We start from the raw sequence: 15134 nt of genomic DNA on the forward strand, positions 1-15134 counted from the left end.
CGGATGGGGCATTCATTATGGACGTATGGACGGCTCAACCGGATGGCAAGCTCGTCGATGGCAGATTGATGACCGCCCCGGTGGGCAGGAAACTTCCAAGCTTACGCCCGCGCAGGTCACCGATGCACGCAATGGTGATGTCGGGGGCCGGATCGACGGTGTCGCCGGCGGCATTTTCCGCGTAATGGCCCTGGCGCACGAACACGGTGGTCAGCCGGCTGCCCATGTGCTGTTTCATCCGCGCCAGCAGGTGCGGCTTGTCATCCACCATCACGTAATGCGCCGCCGGGTAGCGCTGCTGCATCGCTACCAGCATGCGGTCCTTGTGCAGGTAGACCATGACGTGGCCGCCCAGCGCCTGCCACAGCCCGGCGCGGTGGATCTTGCGTGGCTGGAACACGATGTCGCCGTCGGACAGCAGCGCCGTGGGGCCCAGCGACTGCAGGTGCGCCACCGTTTCCAGCGCCTGCGGGTACAGCCGCTCGGCGAACGGGTAATCCAGCAGCCAGCCGGACATGTCCAACAGTTGCGGGTCGTTGTCCAGTCCGGCGCGGAAGCATTCCAGCGTGCCCAGGTAATCGGCGTAGCCCAGCTCCTGGCGGCGCTGGTCGTAGATCTTCCAGTAGCGTTCGCGCGCCGCGGCGCCGAACAGGCGCTCCAGCTCGTCGCCCAGGTCGTCGCGAAAGCGGTCGTTGTCCAGCAGGGTGTTGTCCACGTCGCACAGGAAAACGACGGCCGGGGTGGCGTTGTCGGTATCGGTCAGCATGGTTCACTGGTCTCCGCTTGCGGGTCGTGCCAGCCTTCGGCGCTGGCGACGACGTCAGCGGCGGCGGCCGGCCCCCAGGTGCCCGGTTCGTAGGGTGCGACCGGGCTTTCATGATTCAGCACGCGGTCGACCACGGCCCAGGCCGCCTCCACGCATTCATCGCTGGTGAACAGCGAGTTGTCGCCGCGGATCGCGTCGCCCAGCAGCCGTTCGTACGGCGATTTCTCCGGCGTCGTGTCGTGCCGCGCCACCAGTTCCACCGGGTTGCCGCGCATCGCCTCGCCCGGCCGCTTCACCCGCGCGCCCTCGGCAATCACCACCTCCGGGCTAAGCCGGAAGCGGAAGTAATTGGATTCCGGTGCGCGGATATCATCGAAGATCGACATCGGCGGTGTCTTCATGTCGACCATCACCTCGGTGGTGGTGATCGGCAGGCTCTTGCCCGCGCGGATGTAGAACGGCACGCCGGCCCAGCGCCAGGTGTCGATGTACAGGCGCAGTGCCACGAAGGTTTCCACGTCCGAATCGGGCGCCACGCCGTCAACGTCGCGGTAGCCGGTGAACTGGCCGCGCACCACGTCGGCCGGCTGCAGCGGACGCATCGCGCGGAACAAGCGCAGCTTCTCGGCGTTGAGCGAGGCCGGGTCGTTGCCCACCGGCGCGTCCATCGCCAGCAAGGATGTCACCTGCAGCAGGTGGTTCTGCAGCACGTCGCGGATCGCCCCCACGCCCTCGTAGAACGAGCCGCGCCCGTCCACGCCGAACTGCTCGGCCATGGTGATCTGTACGCTGTCCACGTAATGGTGGTTCCACACCGGCTCGAACACGGTGTTGGCGAAGCGGAAATACAGCAGGTTCTGCACCGGCTCCTTGCCCAGGTAATGGTCGATGCGGAAGATCGACGGCTCCGGAAACACCTCGTGCAGCGTGGCGTTGAGCTTGCGCGCCGACGCCAGGTCGCGGCCAAACGGCTTCTCCACCACGATGCGCGCTTCGTCGGCGCAACCGGCCTGCTTCAGGCCGCGCGCCACCACCCCGAACAGCGCGGGCGGTATCGCCAGGTAATGCAGCGGCCGTCGCGCCTCGCCCAGCGCCTGCTTCAACAGCGTGAAGGTGGCCGGGTCGTTGTAGTCGCCGTCGACGTACTGCAGCTTCGCCGCCAGCTTCGCGAACGCGGCCTCGTCCACCGTGCTGCCCTGCGCCTTGGCCGCATGCACCAGGCTGTCGTGGGCGCGCTGGCGCAATTGCTCCAGCGTCCAGCCCGAATGCGCGATGCAGATGATCGGCAGATCCAGCCCGTCGCGCTGGATCATCGACTGCAGCGCGGGGAAGATTTTCTTGTAGGCCAGGTCGCCAGTGGCGCCAAAGAACACGAGGGCATCCGAGCGGGAAATCGGCATAACGGGAACTCACTCCATGCGGGTGGGAATGCAGCCGGCCGGCTGCACGGCGTGGAAAACGCCATCCGCCGATGGTTGCACTCCCGCGGCGGCAACTCCACTGCCGAGCCTGCGCGAGGCGCGGTTAAGGTGGTGCATAGGCCAGGTTGGCGCGTGGCTCGTGGCGTGCGAGTGGGCGACGACCGGGGCGGGGCCGGATCACACGCGGCGCACATGGCATGCCGACCGCACGGGCGCACGGAACACCTGCGCCGAGGGTTACCTTCCCGCGGCGACAACGACGCCACTCAGCCCGAGCAACGCCCGCAGGCTTCTGCTCCTCCCCCTGCTTGCAGGGGGAGGTTGGGAGGGGGTAGCGCTTTTCGCTCTGGCGTGACGAAAGAGCAACCCCTCCCCAGCCCTCCCCTGCGAGCAGGGGGGGAGCGGCTCCCGCGCCGCTTGCTAAGACATGGCGCGACGGCAGGCGAACCGTCGAATCGCCCACGCCAGCAAGCCGGCAACACCTCCCAGGACAAACGCCCAGAACGGGATAAAGATGAAAGCCAGTGCGGAGGTGGAGGAGCCGGTCTTGGCGCCGCCCCAGTCGAACAGCCATGCGAGATGAAACCAGACCACGAAAAGCGTGGCGACAACCGCGAAAGCTGTACGCCCCCACGGGGGCGCGGTACGGGTGCGATGCCCGATCAGGATCATGCACAAGCCCACGATCATGGGCAGTGCATTCCACGCCGCGAACCCGACGGAGTCGCCGCCCTGGACGTAAATGGCCAGCGCAATCGCCAACAGGAATGGGGCCGCCAGAAGCATTGTTTTCATGCGCGTCTTCCGTCAGGCGTCGGGCTAGCAGGTCCAGTAGACACGGTTCACAAGATCGACCACCTCGGGCCCTTCGCTGCAGCCACCGGCTTCGTGCGTGGAACGATCCGCCGCATCCGTGCCGATGACCCACTGCTTGATCGCCACGTTCCACATCAGGGTGCCTTCGGCCACGACGCCGTGCGGAAACACGCGGTTTTCGCCGGGATTGATCAAGACGATGTGATGGCCGCGGATTGTTGCCGTCAAGGAAATGCTCGGCAGGTCGGGCTGTTCGGCGAACCGGTGCCGGAACGTGTATTGGCCTGGCTGGATTGGCAGCGGTGGCGCCGAACCCGCGATGGCGCTGAACGCCGCGAAAAGCGCGAGGCAGGGAAGGTGCCTCATGCGAAGTCCGAAGATCCGATTCATGTGTCCGACTCCGCCGCCTTTGGTGCGCTTAGGCCCTTGCTGTAGAACCCTGACGGATCGAAACAACAAACACGCCGCTGCCCGGAGCCGAGCTTGTCGCAGGCCTCATCCACCCGCTTCTGCCGCGTTTTGGCCTGCTTGGCCGACTCGATCCAGTGGATCCAGTCCACCCGCGCCAGCGTCGTGGTGTCGTCCCAAACCGCCCGGGCTTCCGGGCATGCCGCCAGCGCGTCGTGCAGATCGGATGGCAACGCGGGTTCCGGTTCCTGCGCCACCGGGTTGATCGTCACCGTGACCTTGTCGCCCACCTGCACGCCGGCCGCCTTCCGCAGCGCCTCGCCCACTTTCAGCCAGTGGCTCAATTGGCCATCCGGCTCCAGCGTGGCCTGAAAGGCGCGGCCGTCGAGGGTGCCGGTCACCGTCGTCCGGCCGCGTCGCGGAAGCCGGTCGCTGGCGCTTTTGGGCAGGACCAGAAACGCCCAGGTCGCGTCCTTGCCGGCACTGGCGGGGCCAAGCAGCTCCGCCTCGAACACGGATGTTCCAACTTCTTCACTCATGGGATCGTCCCGCGGACGTCGATGGGATTGACGTCGATGGGATTGGCTGATCACCGGCGTCGGCGCGGCGAAGCTCATGCCGCGACTGCGACAGCACCGTGATGGCGGAGCGGGTGAAAAGCGCCGCAATGGCAATGCCCACCACCATGTCGGGCCACCCCGAATGCGTCAGCAGCACACCGCCGGCGGCGGCGATGACCGCCACGTTGGCCATCAGATCGTTGCGCGAGCACAGCCACACCGAGCTCATGTTGATGTCGTCGGCGCGATGGCTCCACAGCAGGGCGAAACACACACCGTTGGCCAGCAACGCCAGCAGGCCCACGGTGCCCATGGCCTCGAAGGCAGGGACCTGCGGCACGAGCAGCCGATAGACCACCTGGCCAAACGCCGCCAGCGCAAACGCGGCCATGATGAGGCCTTTGATGCGGGCCGCGACCGCCTTCGTCCGCAGGCTCTCGGTCACCGCATAAAGGCTGAAACCGTAGACCAGCGCGTCACCGAGCATGTCCAGCGAATCGGAGACCAGCGCGACCGACCCCGCGGCCAGCCCCGCAACGAACTCGGCGAAAAACATCGCCGCGTTGATCAGCAACACGATCTTCAGCGTCGATGTCTGCCGCCGGCGCAATGCGTCGAGCTGGCATGCCTTGCCGGAGCAGCAATCACTCATGGGGTTTTCCTCCTGGACCGGCGATGGATCCTGTGGACGGCAAACAATGCGATGGCCAGCAGCGCGAACCCGCATGCCGGCAGCGCGAGCAGCGCGGCCTGGGCGTGATGCACGACCAGGTCGTGCGGGTCGAGGTAGCGTCCGTCCTCATTGAACAACTCGCGATAGCGCCAGTAAAGCGCGTAGTAGAAGAATCCGAACAGCATCGACGCCATGGCGCACGCGCCGGACGCGCCAGGCAGGAGTCGCGGCGGAAGGCGTGGTCTGTGCATCGAACGTCGGAACCGTGCCGGCACGCGCATCGCGTCACCGATGGCCTTCGACGTACCGGACAAAGTTGTCCAGGATCGCCTGCCAGCCCTGGCGCTGCATGTCGGCGGGGTGTTCCGTCTCCGCATCGAAAGTGACGCGCACCGTGATGCCCTGCGGCACCGCCACGAACTCGACCAGGCCTACCCGGTCGCCGAACGTGTATTCGATCAAGGCGTGCGGCTCGACCCGGGTGTAGGTACCGGCGAAATCGAAGCCGGCGCTGCCGTCCCTGGCTTCCATGCGCGACGAGAACTCGCCGCCCACGCGCAGGTCGACGTTGGCCCGGGTGGTGTGCCAGTCGTCGGACGCGGCGTTCCACTGCCTGATGTCCTGCGGCGTGGTGTAGGCCGCCCAGACCTTGGCGACGGGCGCGTGGGCGAGGGCTTCAACGGTGAGCTTCATCGTGGGGTTCCTGTTCAATGCAAGCGACGATCGGGTCGTCGCGCGCCACCGAGGCTAGAACATGCCGAGCCGGTTCGGGGAATCCCGCGGGATTTCCTGGCCGACGTCCCACATCTCGGCGATTTTTCCGTCTTCGAAACGAAGGATGTGGACCACGGCGTATTCCAGGTCGACCTGCGCGCGGCGCAGGTGGGACAGCGTCGCGACGCGATCGGCCGACTCCATCGTCTGCCGCACGGTGAACGATTTGTTCGGCTCCGATTGCGCGCTTTGCTCCATCGCCGTCAGCAGCGAATCGCGGTCCCCGGGAAAATAGGCGTTGTGGTGCCGGAAGTTTTCGGCCACGTGGCGGTCGTAGGCCTCCCGCACCCTTCCGGATGCGCACAGGGACAGAAACTCGACGGCGATATCGGTTTTGCTGGGAACGGCCATGGCGTGCTCCTCGTAAAGGCGATTTGAACGGTCAGGCGTGGAACGGTACGCGCGTCCGGGCCTTCGACGCGATGGGTCGCCACCCTTGGCGTACCGACAAGGCCGAACGCCGCGCCTGATGCTGGACCCTCAGTGTCCCGGCGGTGGCGTCACCACGGTATTTTGATCCTGCATGATCAACCAGCGCGCGCCGCGTCTGGTCAGGACGAACGTGCGTATGTGCTGCTCGTTCACGTGCCTGATGCCGTCGGGGCTGGTGAACGTGCTCATGCGGCTGGTCACGGTCGCGACCGCGGCGTCCTTGCCCGCAAACCGCACGTCCAGCTGCTCGATGTTGTCCGAGACGCCCTTCAGAAAGCTGCCGTGTACCTGATGCAGTTCCTTCAGAACCTGCGCGCGGCCGCGCGTCCTGCCGCCATACGGATTGATGTGGTTCCAGTCGTCGGTGGTGAAATCCGCCGCATGGTCGAACCCGTGGGTGTTGAAGGCCGCATAGAAGGCTTGCACCGTCTGCCGCACGGCGGCTTCGGCTTTCAGCGGTTGTGCCGAGGTCGCCATGGATACGGCCAGCAAGACGATTCCAGCGATCAACGCTTTCATGGTGCCTCCGTAGCTCAGTGGCCAGACGCTGCAACGAAGCGGCGGCGAGCCGCCCATCGCACGGAGACTACGCCAGCGCGCGCTCGACTTCCTGCTGAATCTGATTGATGACCTCCGCCAGTTCTGGCATGTGGCCGTACATGTCCAGCTCGCGCGCGGCGATCAGCCCCATGGAGAACGGGCCGGGCCGCTCCTGGCCGGGCTGGCCGGACGCAAACGCCACGCACCAGCGCAACTGCCGGGCGATGCTTTGCGCCGGCGCCCAGCCTTGTGCCGCGAGCGGTTCGACCTGCTCCAGGGCCGACCGGGCCATCGTCAACAGCGGCTCGCGCATGGCCAGCGTCATGCTTGCGGTACGCCGCGTCCCCTGCGGGTATACGGCAGCGCGAACAGGTACAGGCCGGTAAACAGCTGCAGAAAAAGCGGTGGCAGCGGCGAGTAGGTGAGCCACGATGGCGGCTCGCCCGGTGCCAGCGCACGGGCGATGAAGTTGGCGGCCACGGCTGCCGTGAAAACGATGGACAGCCAGCGATGGCTCTGCCGCATCCAGCCGCCCCGGTTCATTGCGCCTCCCGCGACGGCGAGCTTTCGATCATCTTCCATCCATTGCCGGACGGGTCGCGGAAACCGGCATCCACGGTGCCGTAGCGATCCACCGGCTCCTGCATGAACTCGACGCCGCTGGCACTCAGCCGCTCGTACGCCGCACGGCAGTCGTCCACCGCCAGCACCAGGGGCGGCATGGCGCCTTTGGCCACGGCCTCGCACAGCGCTTGCGCGGTGGCCGCATCGTGCATCGGCGGCCCCGGTTTGAACAAGCCGAGCTGGAACGAGGGCTGTTCCGGATGCTGCACGGTGAGCCACCGGTAATCGCCGTTGCGGGCATCCGTGTGCACGCGAAAACCCAGCTTGTCGACATAGAACGCCAGTGCCTCGTCCTGATCCCGCACGTACACGCCCGCTACATTTATGCCTTGATTCATAGAGCCTCCGCTGATTGGATCTATGTTTTACCGTCTGCCTCCCGCCGCCGCTTCTCCAAAACTGCGGTCTTGAGATCCGGGCGATGCGCGGCACGCATCAGGCATTCTGGCGTCTGCTGCCCGTGCGGGGCCGGCCGCTCGCGGGCGCGACGTTCGCCGGGACTTTCGCCGGTGATGTCGCGAAAAATGCGCCCGAATGTGCCCAGGCTGTTCCAGCCGGTCTGGTACGCGATTTCCGTAACCGGCAGATCGGTATCGCGCAGAAGGGCGATGGCGCGCTCGATACGGAGTGTCAGCAGGTAGCGGTGCGGCGGCATGCCGAAGGCCTTTCCGAACTGGCGCGCAAAGTGTGCTTCGGAAACCGCGCTGACCTGCGCCAGCCGGCTGATGGGCCACGGCTCCTGGGGAGCGCCGTCCATCCGATCCTTCGCGCGCAGCAATCGCCGCAATAGTTCGGGACTCTGACTCATCGTGTCTCCGTGCCCGGCGCCGGAGTCGCGCGGCGCTGGCCTTCGCGCGTTACACCGGCATGCCCATGATGTTGTCGTCGTAGCTCTGCCCGCCCACGTCGAACTGGCGGCTGCCCAGTTTGCCGAAACCCATCCGCTCATAAAACCCGATCGCGTCGTCATTGCCCGCATATACGCCAAGCAACAGGCGTGCGGCGTGGCGGGCGCGCGCATGCACCAGGGCTTCGGCCACCAGTTTTTTCCCCGTGCCGCCGCCCTGGAACTTGCCCAGCATGTAGATGCGCTTGATCTCCCGATCCCGTGGGGAGAGATCGGGCAGCGGCAGCCGCGCTGGCGCCACCAGCATGAAGCCGACTGGCGCACGACCCTGCTGCGTCTCGACCAGCCACAGCTGGCAATCGGGATCGGCCAACCAACCTCGATACAACGCCACCGCGTGGGCGCTGGTGCAGTGGGCGATGATGTCCGGGCCGGCCAGCAGGCCCGCAAAGGTTTCCAGGAACGTGGCCTGGCCCACAAGCGCAAGCGCGTGCTCGTCGCCGGGCAGGCAGGGTCTGATCAGTGTCTCGGGCGGCATGGGTCTCCCGCGGTGTCGGATGATAGGGTGAGCAGCCGCGAACCGGCCTGCCGGAATCACGGTCAGGCCTCGTCGTGGGGCCTTGGCGTGCTAACGACGCCCGGCCCGGGCCACGCGGGAAGCACCGATAGCGATGAAAGCGGCCGCGATTCCATAGAAGGCGACCTGCGTGCCGAGGTACGCCGCCAGAAAGAACACGCCACCGGCCGCCATGAAAAGATAGCCACTCCGTTTTGCTCCGCACATGTCGTTCTCCTGTTGAAAGCCCGGCCCGGATCGGGATATGGCTCGAGGCATCCGTGCCGTGCAAATGATGCAGGGATCCCCGGAGCTATGCCGCCGGCTTCAGCCTCAAGGACAGCAGCAACAGAAAGACGGTAGCCAGGGCGGTTGCACCGCCGCCCAGCCAACGATGCAGCACCAGCGAAATGGCGATCGCAGGGATGAACCACAGCGCCACCGACGCGAACCTCACCCCGAGCGTGACGCCCTCACCGCAGTGGGGACAGAGCTTGCGTTTTCCGAAGCGGTTCATCTCTTTCGAGAACACGCTGATCGAGGTATGGCAGTGAGGACATTTCATCAGGGACCTGCTCCATATGGTCTGGGATGGGGACGGATATTGCGCGCGCTGCTCGTGGTCGGGTCGGTGCCATTCAAGGCAATAGTTCCTTGACCGTTTTGCCCGTGGCATCCAGAACGGAAATGCTGGACTCGCCATTCTCCGCGACCTTCATGACGATACGCTTGTTGCCGGCGCCATCGAGGAGTGCCAACGAGGCTTCGCCATCATCGCCGCGCCCGAGCCAGATCCTGCGCCGAACATCGTTGCCGGACGGGCTGTCGGAGATCGCCAGCCCGGCGAAGCGGTCGTCCGAATCGTCGACGCCCAGCAGTTGCACCACCTGGTTGGCTTCATAGCGATCGAATGAAAGGCTGCCGCCAGAATCACGCACCTTTCCATCCTTGTCTTTTCTTCCGCCGAAGATCAGTCCGCCAATTTCGGATCCCTCGTCATTGAGGAAAATGAGACCGGCCTGCGGTCGATCCAGCGGCTTCTCCTTGCCATGTACCAGTACGCCGGGCAGCTTCGCGTGGTTGGAAATAATCAGCCGTGGCGTGCCATCCGGCTCGACGATGTTGATGCGTTGAACCGTTATCTCATCGGCCGTGACGGCATGCTTTCCAGCGCCATAAGCCAGGCCGCCCAGCAGCAATACGGTCAGCAGGCCGGCGTATACGGAAAGAAATCCATTTGTTTTCGACATGGGCGCGTCCTGGTGTGGGGTGTCGGGTGCAGCGAATCGTTGTTGGGCATCACTGGCGCACATAGCGCAAGTGGGTGGCGGCCGGGTCGTCCAGAACGCGGTCGATGCGAAACGCCGGGCCGGGCTCGTGCAGGTTCTCGAACAGGCGCCGCCCGCTGCCGAACAGCACGGGTGCCAGCGCGATTTCCAGCTCGTCGACCACACCGAGGTTCAGGTACTGCTGGATCACGTCCGCCCCACCCGAAATCCGGATATCGCGGCTGCCGGCGGATTCCCTGGCCAGCTCCAGCGCACGCTCCGGCCCGTCGTTGACGAAGTGGAACGTCGTTCCGCCAGGGCGTACCCACGGCTCGCGCTTCTGGTGGGTAAGCACGTAGACCGGCGTGTGGAACGGCGCCTCCTCCGGCCAGGCGCTCTCGCCCTGGTCGAACATGCGCTTGCCCATGATGTTGGCGCCGCTGCGCTCGGCCGTGTGGCGGACCAGATCGTTGACCGGGCCGGTCTCTCCCCCATCGAGCTTGAGCAGCTTCTCGCGGAAGTACCGCTGGTTGAGGATCCAGGCCATCATCGCGCCCCATTTGGCGCCCCAGTTCTTGTACTCGGGCCTGCCCATGGTCATCCCTTCCGGCGCCATGTAGCCATCGAGGCTCAGTCCGATGTTGACGAAAACCTTGCTCATGATTTCCTCGCGGGTTCGCGTGCCGGGCCAGCGTGGACCAGGTCCGGGTTTGTCGCATCGACGCGTCAGCCGATCAGACGCCCGGGCCCACCGGTGAATATTTCAGGAACTCGGGCGTGCGCTCCATGCGGGCGGACAGCGCCACCAGGCCCGGATAGTTCTCCGCAGCCACGATCGGCGCCAGCATGGATTGCGTGAACTGCCAGACGACAGCGGCGGTGATGCTGGCCTGACGGCGCGGCTCCGCAAAAACAGGCTGACGAGTCTGCACCTCGCGCTCCAGGCCGGCGTAGGCTTGCAGCAACTGCCCCTGCACCCGCTGCACCCACGGCTCGTGCTGCGCGGACGATGGTCGCAGCTTGCGCTCATAGACGATCTGCGCGCTCTTCTCGCAGGCCGCCAGGGCCAGGCTGACGGCGCGCATCTCGTGCTGCATGCGCGTTGCATCGCCGAGGCTCCAAAGCGAATCGCCGCCCGTTCGGGTCGCTTCGACGAACTGCAGGATCAGCGAGGAATCCATCAGCACCTCGCCGTCATCGCACACCAGCGTTGGCGCCTTCACGACGGGGTTGACGCGCTGAAACGCCTCGTACGTGCTGAATACCGAGATCGCGTCCTGCTCGAACGGGACGCCCAGAAATTCCAGCGAAATGGCGACGCGCCGCACATAGGGCGAATCGAGCATGCCGATCAGTCGCATCACTTTTCCTCCGTATGGGGTGGCGTCGTGCCTGGCAGGTTGGTGCGGTCGCCGGCCGTCGTGGGCGACGATATGACGAGAAACACCACATCGGCGTCCGAACGGTTGACGAACCGGTGCGGCGTGCCCGGCGGGACATGCAGCCCCCGGCCGGCAGCGAACGTCACCGCCTCATGCTCGAACTCCATCGTCGCCGTGCCGGAAAGCACGTAGAAGAACTGGCGTGCGCGCGAATGAAAATGCGCCGCCTCGCCCGCGCCCGGCGGGACGCGCTCCTGGATCACGCTGAGCGTCGCATCCTTGAGCAGGTGCCAGCCGTCGCAGACGCCGCCCCAGGTGTAGTGTTCCGCCGTGTCGGTGCCCGAAATACGATGATCCATGATGCGGTCCAACAGTGGAGTTGAGCGGCGCCGGAACCGGGCCTTGAACAAGCCGTCAGCGTGCAGCAGCCATGCCGTTACCAGGCGAAGCCTGCGCGCCAGCACAACCCGGGGCGCTCGCGGCGAAGGCCTGGCAGCATCATACTTTTGCGGCGCCACGGCAGGTGATGCAGGCCGTTTGGCAGGTCCTTTCGGATCGCGATGCCCGTGCCCCGCGTCTCCTTGCACTGCGTGTCAACTCGCGGCAACGGCCCCTGCAGCGCTCATGGATGGATTCTCTCGTGCCGCTCCAGCATCAGCACGAACTGCGAAATGCGTTTGGCGCGCGTTTCGGCCTTCCTGGCGGTTTGAATCCGGTACAGAACCGCGTACCGATTCCGGCTGTCGAGCGTGTCAAAGAATGCCTTGGCCCGCGCATTGTCATCCAGCGCGGACTGGAAATCGCCCGGCACCGTGGCCTTGCCGGACGAGTCGTAGGCGGCGTCCCAGCGCCCGTCGAGCTTTGCCCGTTCCATCTCCTTGAGCCCGGCCGGTTTCATCTTCCCGGCCGTGACCAGGGCAAGCGCCTTGTCCCGGTTGATCTTCGACCAGACGCTCTTGTCCGAGCGTCGGGTGAATTTCTGCAGCCAGAATCGATCGTCGTGCGCCTTCTTCTGGCCGTCTATCCATCCAAAGCAAAGTGCAACGGCGATGGCTTCGTCATAGGACACCGACGTCGCGTCGGCGCCTTTCTTTGCGATCTGCAGCCACGCGCCGGGCGAGGAGGCGTGATTTTCATCCAGCCAAGCCGCCCAGTCCGATGGCTGCTCAAAGTGAAGCATCGGCAGGTCGGCAGCAAGCGCGGGTCGGGCTTTCATTCGCGGTGCTTCCCTTGTCCATCTTTCGGTTCGCGAGGGGCTCGCCAGTTTGCTGGATATCGCCCTCGCGTTCGATATGCAGTCTGTAGGCCATGGCCACAGCAAGTGCACACGCTAGGGCGCGGCTGCATAGATATCCGGGACATAACGCTCCATGAGCGTCTGCGGATGCGCTGGCGCCGTAAACCCGAACCGGGCATACAGCCCATGCGCATCCCCGGTGGCGAGGGTGAACCGGCGCAGCCCCTGAAGTTGCGGGTGGACAAAGACCGCGTTCATGAGCGCCTTGCTGTAGCCCTTGCTGCGGTGCTCGGGCAGAACGAAAACGTCCACCAGGTTGGCGAACGTGGCGTAGTCGGAAATGACGCGAGCGAATGCGATCTGTCGCGTGCCGAGAAAGCCGCCAAAACAAAGGGAATGGGCAACGGCCCGCTCGACCACGGCGAAGGGAATGGCCTTGGCCCAGTAAGTCTGCTCCGAGAGAAAGCGGTGGATGAGCGGCAGGTCCAGCTCGGCCGTTTCTGTGGTGATCCGAAGTTCTTCCATAGGGGGTGGAATGCTTGAGGGGTTGATGTCCAGATCGAGCCGCGCGCGCAGGAGCGTGGGCTTGAGTGAATGGTCAGGCCGTGCCCAGATCGAGCGCCAGATGATGGCAATTGAACTGCAGGCCCTTGCGAAGATACAGCCGGTGAGCCGCATGCCGCGTATACCCCGTGTCCAGATGCAGCCCCTGACACCCATTGGCTTTGGCGTGAGCCATCAGCCAGTCCATGAGCGTACCGGCAAAGCCCCGCGACGTTGCCTCGGGCAGCGTCGTCAGGTCGTCTATGTAAAGGACTTTTCCCCACGCCAGGAACTCGGCGAATGGGAAACCGGCGGCGCTCTGAACCATGCCGTCATGCTTCAACGCAACGATCCGGTAGGACTGGGCCTGTTGCCGCCGTACCTGGGACAGGAACGACTGTTCCTGAAGGTGTGGCCGCAGCGCGCTGAAGGCTGGAAAGCACGACAGGATCTCCTCGTCCGAATCGGCCACGAATATCTCGCTAGTCATAGGAAATCCCTCATGCCATGCCCGATGCCTGAATTGAACGTCGACGCAGCCGGTCGCCTGTATGAACGGTCAGGTGTGCACCTTGCGAAATACCCACCAGCCGAGCCCGCCCAGCGTCAGGACCCACAGCGTAACAACGAGTACCGCCATGACGCGGCTAGTTGGCCGGCGGGAAGCGGCCAAAGCCTGTTCTTTTGCGGACGCCGCGACATCGGCGGGAATCAGGCGAACCACCAGCGCCAGTCCGAGCGGGACGATGATCAGGTCGTCCAGATAGCCCAATACCGGAATGAAATCCGGGATGAGGTCGATGGGACTGAGTGCATACGCCGCCACCGCCAGGGCGAGCAGCCGGACAAACCACGGCGTGCGAGGGTCGCGGGCAGCGTAGTAAACCACCATGGTCTGATGTTTGAGGCGCTTCGCCCATTTCCTGATCGACATCATCGGCATGTAGTCCCAACGCGGGAATCAGGCGGCGGCAGAGCCGTCCACCGTGGCTGTGCGGTTAGGCTGATCGCGTATACCGGGCGATAGCGGAGTTTTGCACTGGATCACCGCGGGCCTCGCCTTGGACGAACACTACCCCGGATAAACGCGGGCCGCGATGCGCTACCACAGCCATCGGGCCAGGCGCATCAGGAGGTCGCAGAGCCAGCCAAAGACGTTCGGGGCGAGGCGAGGAAAAGCGAAGGACAGAATGACAAACCCGGCGATGGCTCCGCCCAGCGCCCAGACGGGTAGTGCACTGTCCGAGAGGGGAGCGATCTGGCTGTTGATGAGCAGCCAGAGCAGGCCCATGAGAGGCGCGGAGAAGAACAGCGACCCGGCGGCCGCCGCCGCGCGGCCACCAAGGGTGAGATCCGAATCGGTGCTTCGATGTGCCTTGGTATGCGACATGCGATCTGACGCTGGAGTTGGGTGGCGGCAAAGCCGGAGCGTTCCTGCGCAAAACGGGACGCCGGTGGGGCTAGTTGTCGCCGAGCAAGCGGCAGCTGCCGCCACCGATGGTGCCCGCAGACCACGAGCCGGCGCCGCAAGCGTCAAGCGAGACAAGGAATGCTATGTCAGGCGTCACCGCGAAGGAAATCCGACCGCCCGAATCCGCGCCGATCAAGTCGGCCCTGAACTCGGCATGCCTGAACTTCTGCAGGAAAGTCGCGATCGGCGAAGCAAGCCGGGATGGCAAAGCCATGAGCACAACGTCACGCGCACCAGAAGCAAAGATGGCCTCGCTCCCGGCGACGAGCAGGAAACCCTGATCCTGGTTTCCGTGGTCGCATAACACAATCGTTGGCATGGATGGCTGACCCCCTGAATAACGTGCGTCATGACGTGGCGCCCACCTGGACGGACCATCAGGCGCCATCGTCGATGATGACCGGTGTGCCATGGCTGCCTTCCGCTACGGCACCAGGCCAACGAAACGGGCGTATGCGGCCATCATCGAATTCCAATGCGCCAGCCGACCAGCCGACGCTGGGTTCACGCGGCCGCGAGGCCGTCCGCCTTGAACGAGATGTTGGAGCGCACCAGAAGCACCAGCGCGACAACGGCGAACAGGTTAACGCCGACGGCGAACTCCGTTACGTCCGTGCCCAGGAAGAATTGCCCATTGGCTCCCAGGTTGGCGCTGAAGCCCAGTCGACTGGAGCCGCCACCAAACTGCATGGCTACCCCCAGCTCGGCACCGGTGAACCACTGGTATTTGAACCCGGGGAGAGCAAGCACCGGGATCTGCGACGCGAAAAGAACAGGCGCCCACTTGCGACCGTAAGGGATGCTCTGATCTATTCC

27 protein-coding genes are annotated in these 15134 nt (G+C 64.9%); 1 reads left to right on the forward strand and 26 read right to left on the reverse strand.

Annotated elements, in window-relative coordinates; genetic code table 11:
* Positions 1-34: 34 nt before the first annotated feature.
* The 25 genes from UU9_RS09135 to UU9_RS09255 form a co-directional block, all read right to left on the reverse strand.
* Positions 35-766, reverse strand: coding sequence for an HAD family hydrolase (locus UU9_RS09135; RefSeq protein ID WP_007081460.1), 732 nt, complete (start codon positions 764-766; stop codon positions 35-37).
* The gene (gene zwf, locus UU9_RS09140; RefSeq protein WP_007081461.1) at positions 760-2166 is read right to left on the reverse strand and encodes a glucose-6-phosphate dehydrogenase; all 1407 of its coding nucleotides are present in this window, start codon (positions 2164-2166) and stop codon (positions 760-762) included. The genes UU9_RS09135 and zwf overlap by 7 nt, the downstream gene beginning before the upstream one ends.
* Positions 2167-2607: 441 nt before the next feature.
* The gene (locus tag UU9_RS09145; protein WP_007081462.1) at positions 2608-2982 is read right to left on the reverse strand and encodes a hypothetical protein; all 375 of its coding nucleotides are present in this window, start codon (positions 2980-2982) and stop codon (positions 2608-2610) included.
* A gap of 24 nt (positions 2983-3006) precedes the next feature.
* On the reverse strand, positions 3007-3393 hold the full coding sequence (locus UU9_RS09150; protein WP_007081463.1) for a hypothetical protein: 387 nt from the start codon (positions 3391-3393) through the stop codon (positions 3007-3009).
* Positions 3390-3950, reverse strand: a complete 561-nt coding sequence (locus UU9_RS09155; RefSeq protein ID WP_040670671.1) for a YdeI/OmpD-associated family protein — start codon at positions 3948-3950, stop codon at positions 3390-3392. The genes UU9_RS09150 and UU9_RS09155 overlap by 4 nt, the downstream gene beginning before the upstream one ends.
* Positions 3943-4623 carry a cation efflux transmembrane domain-containing protein gene (locus UU9_RS09160; protein WP_007081465.1) on the reverse strand — a complete coding sequence of 227 codons (681 nt, stop codon included), beginning with the start codon at positions 4621-4623 and terminating at the stop codon, positions 3943-3945. Before UU9_RS09160 ends, UU9_RS09155 begins: the two co-directional genes overlap by 8 nt.
* Positions 4620-4838: a hypothetical protein gene (locus UU9_RS17315; protein ID WP_007081466.1), complete on the reverse strand. Its 219-nt coding sequence runs from the start codon at positions 4836-4838 to the stop codon at positions 4620-4622. The genes UU9_RS09160 and UU9_RS17315 overlap by 4 nt, the downstream gene beginning before the upstream one ends.
* A 91-nt stretch (positions 4839-4929) precedes the next feature.
* The gene (locus tag UU9_RS09170) at positions 4930-5337 is read right to left on the reverse strand and encodes an SRPBCC family protein (RefSeq protein ID WP_007081467.1); all 408 of its coding nucleotides are present in this window, start codon (positions 5335-5337) and stop codon (positions 4930-4932) included.
* Positions 5338-5391: 54 nt separating this feature from the next.
* Positions 5392-5769: a nuclear transport factor 2 family protein gene (locus UU9_RS09175; protein ID WP_007081468.1), complete on the reverse strand. Its 378-nt coding sequence runs from the start codon at positions 5767-5769 to the stop codon at positions 5392-5394.
* A gap of 129 nt (positions 5770-5898) precedes the next feature.
* Positions 5899-6369 (reverse strand): YybH family protein, encoded by a 471-nt coding sequence (locus UU9_RS09180; protein WP_040670672.1) that lies wholly within the window; start codon positions 6367-6369, stop codon positions 5899-5901.
* Between the two features lie 67 nt (positions 6370-6436).
* Positions 6437-6715: a hypothetical protein gene (locus UU9_RS09185; RefSeq protein ID WP_007081470.1), complete on the reverse strand. Its 279-nt coding sequence runs from the start codon at positions 6713-6715 to the stop codon at positions 6437-6439.
* Positions 6712-6933, reverse strand: a complete 222-nt coding sequence (locus tag UU9_RS09190) for a hypothetical protein (protein WP_007081471.1) — start codon at positions 6931-6933, stop codon at positions 6712-6714. Before UU9_RS09190 ends, UU9_RS09185 begins: the two co-directional genes overlap by 4 nt.
* The gene (locus UU9_RS09195; protein ID WP_040670674.1) at positions 6930-7352 is read right to left on the reverse strand and encodes a VOC family protein; all 423 of its coding nucleotides are present in this window, start codon (positions 7350-7352) and stop codon (positions 6930-6932) included. Before UU9_RS09195 ends, UU9_RS09190 begins: the two co-directional genes overlap by 4 nt.
* A gap of 20 nt (positions 7353-7372) precedes the next feature.
* The gene (locus tag UU9_RS09200) at positions 7373-7822 is read right to left on the reverse strand and encodes a helix-turn-helix domain-containing protein (protein WP_040670676.1); all 450 of its coding nucleotides are present in this window, start codon (positions 7820-7822) and stop codon (positions 7373-7375) included.
* 49 nt (positions 7823-7871) lie between these two features.
* On the reverse strand, positions 7872-8399 hold the full coding sequence (locus tag UU9_RS09205) for a GNAT family N-acetyltransferase (RefSeq protein ID WP_007081474.1): 528 nt from the start codon (positions 8397-8399) through the stop codon (positions 7872-7874).
* Positions 8400-8730: 331 nt separating this feature from the next.
* Positions 8731-8982 carry a hypothetical protein gene (locus UU9_RS09210; RefSeq protein ID WP_040670678.1) on the reverse strand — a complete coding sequence of 84 codons (252 nt, stop codon included), beginning with the start codon at positions 8980-8982 and terminating at the stop codon, positions 8731-8733.
* A gap of 73 nt (positions 8983-9055) precedes the next feature.
* Positions 9056-9667, reverse strand: coding sequence for a hypothetical protein (locus UU9_RS09215; protein ID WP_007081476.1), 612 nt, complete (start codon positions 9665-9667; stop codon positions 9056-9058).
* 49 nt (positions 9668-9716) lie between these two features.
* Positions 9717-10346, reverse strand: coding sequence for a dihydrofolate reductase family protein (locus UU9_RS09220; protein WP_007081477.1), 630 nt, complete (start codon positions 10344-10346; stop codon positions 9717-9719).
* Positions 10347-10419: 73 nt separating this feature from the next.
* The gene (locus UU9_RS09225) at positions 10420-11046 is read right to left on the reverse strand and encodes a glutathione S-transferase (RefSeq protein ID WP_007081478.1); all 627 of its coding nucleotides are present in this window, start codon (positions 11044-11046) and stop codon (positions 10420-10422) included.
* Entirely contained in the window at positions 11046-11426 is a 381-nt protein-coding gene (locus UU9_RS09230) for a cupin domain-containing protein (RefSeq protein ID WP_040670687.1), read from the reverse strand. Before UU9_RS09230 ends, UU9_RS09225 begins: the two co-directional genes overlap by 1 nt.
* A 263-nt stretch (positions 11427-11689) precedes the next feature.
* The gene (locus UU9_RS09235) at positions 11690-12283 is read right to left on the reverse strand and encodes a YdeI/OmpD-associated family protein (RefSeq protein ID WP_007081480.1); all 594 of its coding nucleotides are present in this window, start codon (positions 12281-12283) and stop codon (positions 11690-11692) included.
* Positions 12284-12397: 114 nt separating this feature from the next.
* Positions 12398-12829: a GNAT family N-acetyltransferase gene (locus UU9_RS09240; protein WP_007081481.1), complete on the reverse strand. Its 432-nt coding sequence runs from the start codon at positions 12827-12829 to the stop codon at positions 12398-12400.
* A 73-nt stretch (positions 12830-12902) separates the two neighbouring features.
* A complete protein-coding gene (locus tag UU9_RS09245; RefSeq protein ID WP_007081482.1) occupies positions 12903-13337 on the reverse strand; it encodes a GNAT family N-acetyltransferase in 435 nt (144 codons plus the stop codon).
* 69 nt (positions 13338-13406) lie between these two features.
* Complete coding sequence (locus UU9_RS09250; RefSeq protein ID WP_156804247.1) at positions 13407-13790, reverse strand: YkvA family protein; 384 nt, start codon at positions 13788-13790, stop codon at positions 13407-13409.
* 159 nt (positions 13791-13949) lie between these two features.
* Entirely contained in the window at positions 13950-14237 is a 288-nt protein-coding gene (locus tag UU9_RS09255; protein WP_007081484.1) for a hypothetical protein, read from the reverse strand.
* A gap of 235 nt (positions 14238-14472) precedes the next feature.
* Here UU9_RS09255 and UU9_RS17910 point away from each other — a divergent pair, with 235 nt between their 5' ends.
* Complete coding sequence (locus tag UU9_RS17910) at positions 14473-14622, forward strand: hypothetical protein (protein WP_156804248.1); 150 nt, start codon at positions 14473-14475, stop codon at positions 14620-14622.
* A gap of 200 nt (positions 14623-14822) precedes the next feature.
* Here the strand turns inward: UU9_RS17910 and UU9_RS18170 are convergent.
* The coding region (locus UU9_RS18170; protein WP_007081486.1) for a hypothetical protein at positions 14823-15134 on the reverse strand (312 nt) is incomplete at its 5' end.

This window comes from Rhodanobacter fulvus Jip2 (assembly GCF_000264315.1).
In the GTDB taxonomy this organism is placed as follows: Bacteria; Pseudomonadota; Gammaproteobacteria; order Xanthomonadales; family Rhodanobacteraceae; genus Rhodanobacter; species Rhodanobacter fulvus.